We start from the raw sequence: 12,510 nt of genomic DNA on the forward strand, positions 1-12,510 counted from the left end.
GCGGCGGGCGGCTTGGGGCTGCCGGCTGCTCGGGCTTGCGGTTCGTCGAGCTGGCTTCCTGGGAGGCCGTCGTGCTGGTCTCATCGCCACCCAGCAGTTTGGCAAAACCGCGAATGAAGCGGCCCAGTACGCTGGGCTGTTCCACGGGCGCCACGGCTGCGGCTGGTTTGGCGGGCGCTTCTTCGGTTTGCAGCGACTCGGGGGCCGGAGCGTTGTGAGCGATGCTCTTGACCGCGGCTTCTGCCCGCTGAGCCGGAGCCGCGAAGCTGGGAGGCGGCTCTTTGCCAATCTCGGTGTCCGTGGAGAGTTCGAAGCTCGACAGGGTGTGGCTGTCGTCTTCGTCCAGGTGGTCATCGCGCAGGCGTTGCACGTCGTAGTGCGGGGTGTCCATCTCCGGGCTGGGCAGGATGACCACGCGCACGCCTTGGCGTGATTCGATATCCGCCAGCACGCTGCGCTTTTCGTTGAGCAGATAAGTGGCGACCGGCACGGGCAGAATGGCGCGGATCTGGGCGCTACGCTCTTTCATGGCCTCTTCTTCGATCAGGCGCATGATGGAGAGCGACAGCGAGCGCACATCGCGGATGGTGCCCTGGCCGTTACAGCGGGGGCAGACCACGCCGCTGGTTTCGCCCAGCGAGGGGCGCAGACGCTGGCGCGACATTTCCATCAGTCCGAAGCGCGAAATGCGGCCGATCTGTACGCGGGCGCGGTCCAGTTTGAGCGCATCGCGCATGCGGTTTTCGACTTCACGCTGGTTGCGAGCCGGGCCCATGTCGATGAAATCGATGACCACGAGCCCGCCGATGTCGCGCAGGCGGAGCTGGCGAGCGATCTCATCGGCGGCTTCGGTGTTGGTTTGCAGGGCGGTCTCTTCGATATCGCTGCCACGGGTGGCGCGGGCCGAGTTGATGTCGATGGAGACCAGCGCTTCGGTGTGATCGATGACGATGGAGCCACCGGAAGGCAGTTTCACTTCCCGCTGGTAGGCCGTCTCGATCTGCGACTCGATCTGGAAGCGCGAGAACAGCGGCACTTCATCGGCATACAGCTTGATCTTTTGCTGGTAGGAAGGCATCACCTGGCGGATGAATGCCAGCGCCTCGGCGTGGATGTCGGGACTGTCGATCAACACCTCGCCAATATCCTGGCGCAGGTAGTCGCGCATGGCACGGATGATGACGTTGGATTCGCGGTAGATCAAAAAGGGCGCAGGGCGCTTGGCGGACTCGGTGGTGATCGATTCCCACACCTGCACCAGGTAGTCCAGGTCCCACTGCAGCTCTTCGGAGCTGCGGCCAATACCGGCGGTGCGTACGATCAGGCCCATCTTGTCGGGAACTGTCAGCTGGCCCATGGCATCCTTGAGCTGGCTGCGGTCATCGCCTTCGATACGCCGCGATATGCCACCTGCACGAGGGTTGTTGGGCATCAGTACCAAAAAGCGTCCGGCCAGGCTGATGAAGGTGGTCAGGGCGGCGCCCTTGTTGCCACGCTCTTCCTTGTCTACCTGAACGATGACTTCCTGACCCTCTTTCAGTACTTCCTTGATGTTCGGGCGGCCCGAAACATCCTTGATGAAGTATTCGCGAGAGATCTCTTTCAGCGGCAGAAAGCCGTGGCGCTCGGCGCCAAAGTCGACGAAGGCGGCTTCGAGGGAGGGTTCTACCCGGGTGATTTTGCCCCGGTAGATATTGGCTTTCTTCTGTTCGCGTGCGCCGGACTCGATGTCCAGATCGTAGAGGCGCTGTCCGTCTACCAGGGCGACCCGCAGTTCTTCGGGCTGGGTCGCGTTAATAAGCATCCGTTTCATGTGGTCTCACGTAGCATGTCGTGCCGTCAAACGAGGAGTCGTCGACGAACCGCTGTGTGCTGCGTGCTTGTGCTCGGCGCATGGTTATGCTGACGCATCAAGCCGGGAAGGCATCGTAGCCGACCCGGCCAATAGGGCGTTGAGTACGTGGCGGAGGCAGAACGTGTTTCGGTGGCTGTCACGTCCATCCGGCTCTGCTGACACCGCCTACACCTGGCATTCATCGATTCGTCAACGCCGGTTGTCGGCACAGCGTTGATCTTTGCGCCCCGGCATGACAGCGCCTTGTGACGAATAAGGTAACTGCCTGGCAGGGGCGTAACGTTTTTTGCCAGTCGAGGCTGGCGGTATTCTTTTCCCTCTGCCGCGGTCAGGCGACAGAGGTGCTGCATTTCATTACGTAGAAGGCGGGCAATGCGTACACTGGCCTGGCCTCGTTGCTCTGACCTGCATGTTGGTCGGGCAGGTGCTTAGGCGAACGTGACGGACAATTCGCTGGACGACAATACGCCATACAAGGCGGCTTATTGCGTTTCAGATCAGCAAGTCACGTTGGCCGATGAGCGTCCTGGAATATAACAGTAAAGAGAAGCGTCAGCAATTGACGCAATGGCGTAAGGTCTACGCTAGAATGCCGCTTTTCAATCAAGGTCACTTTCCACCATGTGGCGTGGATGAGACCAGGAGTACAAGGTAATGTCCGAAGGGCGTGAAGTGCAGTGGGTGGAAATCGCCCCGGAGCAGGCGGGTCAACGAATCGATAATTTCCTCATGACACGATTGAAGGGCGCTCCACGGGCGCTGATCTACCGCATCGTGCGCAAGGGGGAGGTTCGAGTGAACAAGAAACGCGTGAAGGTGGACTATCGCCTGCAGGGGGGAGACCTCGTCCGCGTACCGCCTCTGCGCCTGGCGCCCAAGGAGGCGGTCAAGGAGGTCAGCGATAACCTGCGCGACGTGTTGGTGGGTAGCGTCATCATGGAAGGGCCGGACTGGATGGTGTTGAACAAGCCTTCTGGCCTGGCGGTGCATGGTGGAAGTGGCGTCAAGATTGGTCTGATCGAGGCATTGCGTCAGGTACGCGACGACTTGAGCTTTCTCGAGCTGGTCCATCGTCTGGATCGTGATACCTCCGGGTGCCTGCTGTTGGCCAAGTCGCGTGAGGCGCTGGTGACGCTCAACGAGGCGCTCAAGAAGCACGGCATGGACAAGCGCTATCTGGCACTGGTGGCAGGGCGCTGGCCTGCCAGAAAAACCTATGAAAGTGCCCGGCTGGACCGCTTCGATGCCGGTAATGGCGAGCGGCGTGTGCGGGTGGACCCCAACGGCAAGGTATCACGCACCCATTTCTCCGTCGTGGAGGCCTTCGAAAAAGTGACGCTCATCGAGGCCGAGCCGGTGACCGGTCGTACCCATCAGATTCGTGTGCACGCTGCCCACGCGGGCCACGCCTTGCTGGGCGATGACAAGTACGCGACGCGGGAAAGCGAGCGGTTGTCTAAACAGTTGGGTCTGGGGCGCTTGTTTCTGCACGCGCGCTCATTGACCTTTCCCGAGCCTGGTAACGGTCGTCCGGTGACGGTGAAAGCACCACTGCCTGAGGCACTGAAAGAGACGCTGGCGCGTGCGCGTCAGCAGGGCAAGTAGGGAGAACGCCATGCGTTACGAGCTGATCATCTTTGACTGGGATGGGACCTTGATGAATTCGGTGCCCAAGATCGTGTCGTGCATGCATGCCGCCGCAGCGGATGTACGCTGGCCGCCCCTGGAAGACAGCGCCATCGAGAACATCATCGGTCTTGGCCTGCCCGAAGCCATTGCAACGCTGTGTCCGGGCATTTCGCCGGAGCAGGCAGAGCGCTTGCGCCAGCGCTACTCGCATCACTTTGTGAGTGGCGACACGACGCCCATGCCTTTTTTCAACGGTGTCGAGGAGCAGTTGGCCAAGCTGCGTCAGCGTCCCCGGCAGCGGCTGGCCGTGGCCACGGGCAAGAGTCGTCGCGGCCTGGATCGTGTCTTTCGAGAAACCGATAGCGGCCAGTGGTTCGACGCCAGTCGTACCGCAGATGAAACCCGCTCCAAACCCCATCCACAGATGCTGCTGGAGCTACTCGCCGAGCTTAATACGCCGGTAGAGCGTGCGGTGATGGTGGGGGATACCGAATACGATCTGGAAATGGCACGCGCCATCGGCATGGATCGGGTCGGTGTGACCTATGGGGTGCACTCTGCCGAGCGGCTGGCGGCGTGCCAGCCTGTCTGGATGACGGATGACATTCCCACGCTGTTCGAATGGTTGCATGGCTGACGCTGGGTGATAGCGGGGCTGAGTTTTATATAGCTGATCCACGTGTACACAGCTATTGGTGGTCAATGCCCGAGAGGCAGACAGTATGAGAAACATCGTATGAGGGGAAATATCATGAGGGAAATAGTATGAGCGACGATCAGTCCCGCGATAGAGAGCAAGGCAGCCCCTCCCATGAAGAGCCGTCGGGAAGCGCGCAGGATCCTTGGACGCAGGGACCGCAAGTCGCTGCGACCGCGTCGAAAGCATCGGCCGCAGGTGAGCCGAGCGACGATGCCGAAACGCTGCGCGAACGTCAACGTCTGGCCCAGCTGGAAATGATGGACCGCTGGATTGGTGGCGTCTTGACCGAGCAGCGCCGGGCGCGGCGGTGGAAGCTGTTTTTCCGTTTCGTCGTATTGACGCTGGTGCTGGTATCGATCACCACGACGCTGTACCGCGTTTTCGTGGCAGAGCCGACCTCAAGCGTGCCGGAACAGCAGCATCTGGCGTTGGTCGAGGTGCAGGGCGTCATTGCCAGTGATGCGCCCGCCAATGCCGAACGCATCATTCGCGGTTTAAATCGTGCCTGGGAGAGCGAGAGCGCGGCGGCGGTCGTACTGCATATCGACAGCCCCGGCGGGAGCCCGGTGCAGTCCCAGCGCATCCATGCGGAAATCATGCGGCTGCGTGATCTGGGTGACAAGCCCATCCTGGCGGTCATCGAAGACGTGGGAGCCAGCGGTGCCTACTATATCGCGTCGGCAGCGGATGAGATCATTGCCTCTCCCGCCAGCCTGGTGGGCTCGATAGGGGTCATTTACGCAGGCTTTGGTTTCCAGGAGGCGATCGATCGGCTGGGCGTGGAGCGGCGTGTCATGACCGCCGGTGAAAACAAGGCGTTTCTTGATCCGTTCCAGCCGCTCGATGAGGAGGTGGCTCAGTTCTGGCAAACGGTGCTGGCGCAGACCCACGAGCAGTTCATCGAGGACGTTCGGGCCGGGAGAGGCGAGCGCTTGAGTGGCGATTCTGAGGTGTTTTCCGGGTTGGTATGGAGCGGTGAGCAGGCGCTGGCGCTGGGGCTGGTGGATGAGCTGGCCAGCCTCGAGCAAGTGGCGCGGGCGCGCATCGGAGAAGCCGAGTGGGAGAATTACACGCCTCGCCTGGACCCCTTCGAGCGCCTGACGCGACGCTTCACCCAGGCGGCGGCGGAAGTGCTGGGGGTGGAGAGCGCCCGCTCGCCGCTGCGCTTCCAGGCCCCCTGGTGGTAAGCCTCCTGGTCGTGACTATGCAGTGCCGAGTGGGTCCATGCCTGCCTGGCGCAGCATGTCGCAAAGAGCGATCAACGGCAGGCCGATGAGTGCATTGGGGTCGCGCCCTTCCAGGCGCTCGAATAGCGTGATGCCGAGTCCTTCCATACGAAAGCTGCCCGCACTGTCCAGCGGTTGCTCCAGGGCGACATAGCGTTCGATCTCGGCGTCGCGCAGGGTTCGGAAGACGACATCGAACGTCTCGATATGCACCTGGTGGCGCTGCTGGCGAGTGTCCACCAGTGCCAGGCCTGTCAGGAAGCTGACGCGCTGGCCTGAAAAACGTTTCAGGTTGGCGCAGGCGCGCTCGGCGGTATGGGGCTTGCCCAGCACCTCGCCTTCGAACAGAGCAATTTGATCCGACCCGATGATGCAGTGTGCCGGAAAGAATTCGGCGACGGCGTGTGCCTTGCTCAGCGATAGTCGATGCACCAGGGCTTCGGGCGTTTCATGGGGCAGCGGTGTCTCATCGATATCCGGCGATTGGCACTGGTAGGGTAGCTGTAATCGGTCGAGCAGGGCTTGTCGCGAGCGTGAGCTGGAGGCCAGTACCAGCGTGGCATTGGGGGCGAGGGGCACGATACTCTCCTGTGAAGGGCAAGATTTGGGTGATCGAAAAGAAAAAACGCATCGCCGACAGTGTAGCGAAAAGCCTTGGCGCATGCCTGCAGAGGCTGTCTGCGAACAGAAACTGTCAAGAAATATGCCGCTGGCTTTGACACCGGCGGGGCGAGTGCCTATCATTGCGCGCCTATGTTGACCTCACAACTCCCCAGCCGGGTTGAGCCTTATAAGCTTGCAGCCCGCCGCGAACGACTCGAAGGCCTGGTAGCCTTGAACAAGCTGCCACGCCTGGCTGAAGAAGCCGGCGACCAAACGGGTGACGGTCACGTCATCCTTGAGTTTGGTGTCGATGCCCAGGGCCGTCGCGAAATTCGTGGTTCCTTGAAAGCGACTCTGGCGCTGCCTTGTCGTCGTTGTCTGGTGCCGCTGAATCAAGACGTGTCGAGTGATTTCCTTCTGGGAATGATTTCGGACGAAGCGTTGGCTGCCGAGCTGCCTGCCAGTCATGAGCCTGTGCTGGTGGAAAACGAACAGCTGGACTTGCTGACGGTAATCGAGGATGAGTTGATCCTCAGCTTGCCGCAGGTGGTCTATCACGATGAGACCGAATGCCATGTCTCGGCGGAGCAGCTGGTCAGCAAGACCGAAGGCGCAGCGGACGAGTCCGCTCCTGCCAAAAACCCTTTCGCGGTGCTCAATGCTTTGAAAAGCAGTGGCGCTTTGAAAGGCAAAAAGTAAGCATCACTTACCCTACATACCTTGGAGTAAACACCCATGGCAGTTCAACAGAACCGTAAAACTCGTTCCAAGCGCGGTATGCGTCGTAGCCACGATGCGCTGAGCGCCCCGACCCTGTCTCAGGACAAGGAAACCGGCACGACTCACCTGCGTCACCACGTTTCTCCGGACGGTTTCTACCGTGGTCGCAAGGTGGTTGAGGTTTAAGCCTCTCTCGACCTTTCGCGCGGCCAGTCAGCGTGAGTGCAGTGCGCCTGGCGATTGATGTCATGGGGGGTGACCAAGGCCCCCGTGCCATTGTCGAAGGCTCTGCAAGAGCAGTGGTGGAAAATCCTGTTCTCGAACTTGCTCTGTTTGGCCCGCATCAGCGCATTGTCGCTGAGCTTTCGCGCTTGCCGCAGCCCTTGGCTGCGGCAGTGTCACGTTTGGCGGTCATCGACGCGCCTGATAGCGTGGCGCCCGACGCTACCGCCGCCTGGGCGTTGCGCCGCGGCCAGCACACCAGCATGGCCTCCATGCTGCGCCATGTGTCGGCTGGGCACGCCGTTGCGGGGGTCAGCGCAGGCAATACCGGAGCGCTGGTGGCGCTTGCAAGGCGTGAGCTGGGCATGCTTGCGGGGTTTTCCAGGCCAGCGATCAGCACCGCCATTCCTGCACGATCAGGGGGGCGTTGCTATCTGCTTGATCTGGGTGCCAACGTCGATTCCCCCGCAGAACGGTTGGTAGATTTTGCCGTCATGGGGGCGGCCATGGCGCAATGCATGGACGGTATCGAACGTCCGCGCGTGGCGTTATTGAACGTTGGCTCGGAAGCCACCAAGGGCAGTGCCACGGTGCGCGAGGCAGATGCCTTGATTCGTCGTCATGCAGACCCTGGTTTCGACTATTGTGGCTATGCTGAGGGGGGTGATGTCTTTCAGGGTCAGCTGGACGTGGTCGTGTGTGATGGCTTTGTCGGCAATGTGATGCTCAAGGCAAGTGAAGGTTTGACTCGTATGCTGGTCGAGCGTGTTCAGATGGCGTTTGAATCGCGCCTCACTGGGCGGCTGGCAAGTCTACTGGCCAGGCCTGTACTCAAGCGCCTCAAGCAAGAGCTGGATCCGGTGCGCTATAACGGAGCCAGCCTGCTTGGGTTGAAGCATATCGTGGTGAAGAGTCATGGCGGAGCCCAGGCAGACGGCTTTTATTATGCCATTTTGCGGGCACTGCATGAGGTGGAGCAGGCCCTGCCTGCCCAATTGGCAAAGCGTTTTTGCTGATGCCGCCGTGATTGTATGACAATAAACGATATACGACTTTGCGGGTTATTGGAGGCAGCAGGACAGGAGATGCCGACACCCGTTGTCAAACGGGGACAATAGCTACGCCTATCGCTCAATTGAGCAAATGCCTACAAGAGCAAAGGTGAACGACATGTCTCAACCCCTTGCCCTCATTTTTCCCGGGCAGGGCTCTCAGCAGCTTGGAATGCTGCGAGAGCTGGCCGAGCGCTACAGCGTAGTGGGAACGACCTTTGAGGAAGCGTCAGATGCGTTGGGCTACGATTTGTGGAAAGTAGTCCAGGAAGGACCTGAAGATGCATTGAACGCGACCGCGTGCACCCAGCCGGCGCTGCTGACCTCCAGCGTGGCCATCTGGCGTGTATGGCAGGAGTTGGAAGGACCGCGCCCCAACATGATGGCAGGCCACAGCCTGGGCGAGTACAGTGCCATGGTGTGTGCCGGTGTCATGGGGTTTGCCGAGGGTGTGCAGCTGGTACGCCTGCGCGGTGAAGCCATGCAGCAGGCGGTGCCCGCTGGTCAGGGGGGGATGGCGGCCATCCTCGGGCTGGATGATCAGGCGGTAGAAGACGCCTGTGCGCAAGCAGCCCAGGGCGACGTGGTCGCTGCGGTCAACTACAATTCGCCTGGCCAGGTGGTCATCGCGGGCAGCAAGGCGGCCGTAGAGCGTGCTATCGTTGCCTGCCAGGAGGCGGGTGCCAAGCGTGCTCTGTCCCTGCCGGTCTCTGTGCCTTCGCACTGTGCGCTGATGAAGCCTGCGGCCGAGCAGTTGGCCGAGGCCATGCAGAAGATTGAACTGCGTGCACCTCGCTATACGGTGGTTCAGAATGTAGATGCCCAGGCGCATGCCGATATCGATACGCTGCGCACGCGGCTGATCGAACAGCTTTATCAGCCGGTGCGCTGGTCTGCCTGCGTCGAAGCGATGACCGAGCAAGGGGCGAGCGTGTTTATCGAGTGTGGTCCTGGTAAGGTGCTGACCGGCTTGAACAAGCGGATCGTGCGCAGTGCCAAGGGGTTGGCGGTCAATGACCCGGATAGCCTGGATGCCGCGCTGGAGTTGGCTCGCGAAGCGTTGGCAGATGGTGCGTGACCAGCGGTTGTTTTCTGCTACCTTTGCTAGTTTGGTAAAAGGATAAACGTAATGACGCAAGAAAAACGAGTGGCGCTGGTCACTGGCGCCAGCCGAGGTATCGGGCGAGCCATTGCTCACGAGCTGGGTCGCCAAGGGCGCATCGTGGTGGGAACCGCCACCAGTGAGTCGGGTGCCGAGAAAATCGATGCCGATCTCAAAGCCAATGGTATCGAAGGCGCTGGCCTGTGTCTGAACGTGACCGATCAGTCCAGCATCGATGAGGTGTTGAAGAGCATTACCGAGCGTTTCGGTGCGCCGACCATTCTGGTCAACAATGCCGGTATCACTCGTGATAACCTGCTCATGCGCATGAAGGAAGAGGAGTGGGATTCCGTCATGGATACCAACCTCAAGTCCGTCTATCGTGTCAGCAAGGCTTGTTTGCGCGGCATGACCAAGGCACGCTTTGGTCGTATCGTGTCGATCAGCTCGGTGGTGGCGACCATGGGCAACCTGGGGCAAGCCAACTACGCGGCTGCCAAGGCGGGCATGGAAGGGTTCAGTCGTGCACTGGCCCGTGAAGTTGCCTCGCGTGCGATCACGGTCAATGCCGTGGCACCGGGTTTCATCGCGACCGACATGACCGAAGCGCTGCCGGAGGCGCAGCACGAGATGCTGCTCAAGCAGATTCCGCTCGCTCGCCTGGGTGGGCCGGAAGAGATCGCCGCCGCAGTAGGGTTCCTGACCAGTGATGCTGCAGGTTACATCACGGGTGAAACCCTGCATGTCAACGGCGGTATGAATATGCGTTGATGGCCTTGAGACTGGCGGTTGCGTCAGCTTGAGGGCGTCTATAAACTACCCCGCAGCTTTTGGCTTGCGGTTTCCAAATAGCTGGTTATCTATAACGGCTAATGTGAACGACTGGAGTACGTTGATGAGTACTATTGAAGAGCGCGTTAAAAAAGTTGTGGCAGAGCGCCTGAACGTAAAAGAAGAAGATATCCAGAATAGCTCTTCTTTCACAGAAGACCTGGGTGCTGACTCTCTGGACACCGTTGAACTGGTGATGGCGTTGGAAGAGGAATTCGACACCGAAATTCCTGACGAAGAAGCCGAGAAGATCACCACGGTTCAGGAAGCCATCGACTACGTGAACGCCCACCAGTAAGGGCTCGGTCGACGCTGTGAACCAGGGTGGCAAGCTGTCCACCCATGTTAAAAAAGCCGTCCTGATATGGGGCGGCTTTTTTTGCTTTGCGGTCACAATGAATATAACGTGCAATCTCCGTTATACTAGTCACCAATTTTGTGCTGCAAGATGACCCGGACGGGTCGTGTCACCAAGGATGCCTGGAGGAAAACTGATGGCGCGGAGAAGGGTAGTGGTAACCGGGTTAGGCCTGGTGACCCCAGTGGGCAACAACGTGGCTGAATCGTGGGCGAATATCGTCGCCGGTAAAAGTGGAATCGCAGCCATCGAGCATTTCGATACCAGCGGTTTCAACACGCGGTTTGGCGGTTCGGTCAAGGACTTCGATATCAGCCCTTATCTGAATCCGAAAGATGCCCGCAAGATGGATCTATTCATTCAATACGGCATGGCAGCCGGAGCCCAGGCCATTCAGGATTCTGGCATCGAGTGCACTGAAGAGAATGCCGAGCGGATTGGTGTGGCGGTAGGCTCGGGCATTGGCGGCCTGCCGATGATCGAGCAGAACCACAGTGCGCTGCTCAAGGGAGGCGCTCGTCGCGTGTCGCCGTTCTTCGTGCCCGGCTCTATCATCAATATGATTTCCGGTAACATGGCCATTCAGCACGGCTTCCGAGGCCCCAATATCGCGATTGCCACGGCCTGCACGTCGGGGACTCACAATATCGGCTACAGTGCGCGTACCATCGCCTATGGCGATGCCGACGTGATGGTGTGTGGCGGGGCAGAAATGGCCACTACGCCCTTGGGCCTGGGGGGCTTCTCAGCGGCCCGCGCCTTGTCTACTCGCAATGACGACCCGCAAGCGGCCAGCCGCCCCTGGGATCGGGATCGCGATGGTTTCGTGCTGTCCGACGGGGCGGGCATACTGGTGCTGGAAGAGTACGAGCACGCCAAGGCGCGCGGCGCACGCATCTATGCGGAGCTGGCAGGCTTTGGCATGAGCGATGATGCCTATCACATGACCGCCCCGCCGGAAGATGGTCGAGGCGCTGCGCTCTCCATGAGCAACGCCATCAAGGACGCGGGTATCGACCCCTCCGAGGTGGACTATATCAATGCCCATGGTACCTCGACGGCCGCAGGCGACCTGGCCGAAAGCCGTGCCGTCGAGAAGGTGTTGGGCAGTGCTGCGCAAGACGTGGCGGTCAGCTCGACCAAATCCATGATTGGCCACTTGCTGGGTGCGGCCGGTGCGGTTGAGGCGGTGTTCAGTATTCTGGCGATTCGTGATCAGGTGGCACCGCCCACCATCAACCTGGATAACCCCCAGGAGGGCTGTCGCCTCGACTACGTGCCCCACACCGCCCGCGACATGCGCATCGATATCACGCTCTCCAACTCCTTCGGGTTTGGTGGCGCCAACGGTTCGCTGCTGTTCAAGCGGGTATAGCGCGTCATGACCATGCCTTGGGTGCCGTTCGATGACCGAGGGCTGGCGTATGGGGATGGCCTGTTCGAAACGGTGCTGCTGCGTGAAGGGCAGCCCGTGCTGTGGTCATACCATCAGGCAAGATTGGCCTTGGGGTGCCAGCGGCTTGGTATCCCGATGCCTGCTGATTCAGCACTTGCCGATACGTGGAAAACCCCAGCAGAGGCACCTCTGGAGGTGCTCAAGGTCATCGTGACCCGGGGCAGCGGGGGGCGTGGTTACGCGCTCCCCGATCAAGTAGCGCCAAGGCTGCTGAGCCGCAGAACGCCCTTTGCTGCCAGCCCCGAGCGCTGGCAGCAGGGGGTGCGCGTGCGCTTATGCCAACTGCGGCTGGGTCACCAGCCGCAGTTGGCGGGCATCAAGCACTTGAACCGCCTCGAAAACGTGCTTGCTCGCCGGGAGTGGCAGGCAAGTACCATTGCTGAAGGGCTGCTACTCGATCACCGCGATCACGTCATCGAAGCGACCAGCATGAACCTGTTCTGGCAATCGGGTCAGGCGTTGTTGACGCCCTTCGTCGATGGCTGTGGCGTCGCAGGAACGCTGCGGGCTGCGCTACTGGAGCTGGGGCATGTCAGGGAGAGCAAGCTGCCTGTGAGCGCGCTCTCCAGCGTCGAGCGCCTTTGGGTGGGCAACTCTGTGCAAGGCGTGTGGCCCGTGCATCGGTTGGATGACCCGCAGGGCAGCATCTTGCGTACCTGGCCGGAGGTGCAAGGCCCCGATCCGTTACAGCGGGTGGCCCATCCGCTATTGGGCTATCCAGCCTGAATAGCCAACAACGACTTTAAAATCACTGAG

At 60.4% G+C, this 12,510-nt stretch carries 13 protein-coding genes; 11 read left to right on the forward strand and 2 right to left on the reverse strand.

The features are described from left to right. Nucleotides 1-1,813 (reverse strand): ribonuclease E (gene rne / locus B7L71_RS07585; RefSeq protein WP_081137084.1); only part of this gene is annotated, 1,813 nt, incomplete at its 3' end. Nucleotides 1,814-2,509: 696 nt separating this feature from the next. Between rne and B7L71_RS07590 the strand changes: the two genes are divergently transcribed. The 3 genes from B7L71_RS07590 to sppA all read left to right on the forward strand — a co-directional run bounded on the left by B7L71_RS07590 (nt 2,510) and on the right by sppA (nt 5,371). Then, entirely contained in the window at nt 2,510-3,460 is a 951-nt protein-coding gene (locus tag B7L71_RS07590; protein ID WP_081137086.1) for an RluA family pseudouridine synthase, read from the forward strand. Between the two features lie 10 nt (nt 3,461-3,470). Next, nucleotides 3,471-4,121, forward strand: a complete 651-nt coding sequence (locus tag B7L71_RS07595) for an HAD family hydrolase (RefSeq protein ID WP_081137088.1) — start codon at nt 3,471-3,473, stop codon at nt 4,119-4,121. Between the two features lie 128 nt (nt 4,122-4,249). Beyond that, the gene (gene sppA / locus B7L71_RS07600; protein ID WP_081137090.1) at nt 4,250-5,371 is read left to right on the forward strand and encodes a signal peptide peptidase SppA; all 1,122 of its coding nucleotides are present in this window, start codon (nt 4,250-4,252) and stop codon (nt 5,369-5,371) included. Between the two features lie 15 nt (nt 5,372-5,386). Here sppA and B7L71_RS07605 read toward each other — a convergent pair whose 3' ends face one another. Next, the gene (locus B7L71_RS07605; RefSeq protein WP_249273200.1) at nt 5,387-5,989 is read right to left on the reverse strand and encodes a Maf family protein; all 603 of its coding nucleotides are present in this window, start codon (nt 5,987-5,989) and stop codon (nt 5,387-5,389) included. 174 nt (nt 5,990-6,163) lie between these two features. Between B7L71_RS07605 and B7L71_RS07610 the strand changes: the two genes are divergently transcribed. The 8 genes from B7L71_RS07610 to pabC all read left to right on the forward strand — a co-directional run bounded on the left by B7L71_RS07610 (nt 6,164) and on the right by pabC (nt 12,480). Continuing rightward, on the forward strand, nt 6,164-6,712 hold the full coding sequence (locus tag B7L71_RS07610; RefSeq protein ID WP_081137092.1) for a YceD family protein: 549 nt from the start codon (nt 6,164-6,166) through the stop codon (nt 6,710-6,712). 36 nt (nt 6,713-6,748) lie between these two features. Beyond that, complete coding sequence (rpmF, locus tag B7L71_RS07615; protein ID WP_009099300.1) at nt 6,749-6,919, forward strand: 50S ribosomal protein L32; 171 nt, start codon at nt 6,749-6,751, stop codon at nt 6,917-6,919. A 41-nt stretch (nt 6,920-6,960) separates the two neighbouring features. Then, the gene (plsX, locus tag B7L71_RS07620; RefSeq protein ID WP_081137094.1) at nt 6,961-7,971 is read left to right on the forward strand and encodes a phosphate acyltransferase PlsX; all 1,011 of its coding nucleotides are present in this window, start codon (nt 6,961-6,963) and stop codon (nt 7,969-7,971) included. A 154-nt stretch (nt 7,972-8,125) separates the two neighbouring features. After that, complete coding sequence (fabD, locus tag B7L71_RS07625) at nt 8,126-9,085, forward strand: ACP S-malonyltransferase (protein ID WP_081137096.1); 960 nt, start codon at nt 8,126-8,128, stop codon at nt 9,083-9,085. Between the two features lie 51 nt (nt 9,086-9,136). After that, complete coding sequence (gene fabG / locus B7L71_RS07630) at nt 9,137-9,880, forward strand: 3-oxoacyl-ACP reductase FabG (RefSeq protein ID WP_039177293.1); 744 nt, start codon at nt 9,137-9,139, stop codon at nt 9,878-9,880. A gap of 124 nt (nt 9,881-10,004) precedes the next feature. Further along, complete coding sequence (gene acpP, locus B7L71_RS07635) at nt 10,005-10,238, forward strand: acyl carrier protein (protein ID WP_008956801.1); 234 nt, start codon at nt 10,005-10,007, stop codon at nt 10,236-10,238. Nucleotides 10,239-10,434: 196 nt separating this feature from the next. Further along, nucleotides 10,435-11,673: a beta-ketoacyl-ACP synthase II gene (gene fabF / locus B7L71_RS07640; protein ID WP_081137098.1), complete on the forward strand. Its 1,239-nt coding sequence runs from the start codon at nt 10,435-10,437 to the stop codon at nt 11,671-11,673. 6 nt (nt 11,674-11,679) lie between these two features. Continuing rightward, a complete protein-coding gene (gene pabC, locus B7L71_RS07645; RefSeq protein ID WP_081137100.1) occupies nt 11,680-12,480 on the forward strand; it encodes an aminodeoxychorismate lyase in 801 nt (266 codons plus the stop codon). The last annotated feature ends 30 nt before the right edge of the window (nt 12,481-12,510 follow it).

The sequence above is a fragment of the Halomonas sp. BC2 genome (assembly GCF_002078115.1).
Lineage (GTDB): Bacteria > Pseudomonadota > Gammaproteobacteria > Pseudomonadales > Halomonadaceae > Vreelandella > Vreelandella stevensii.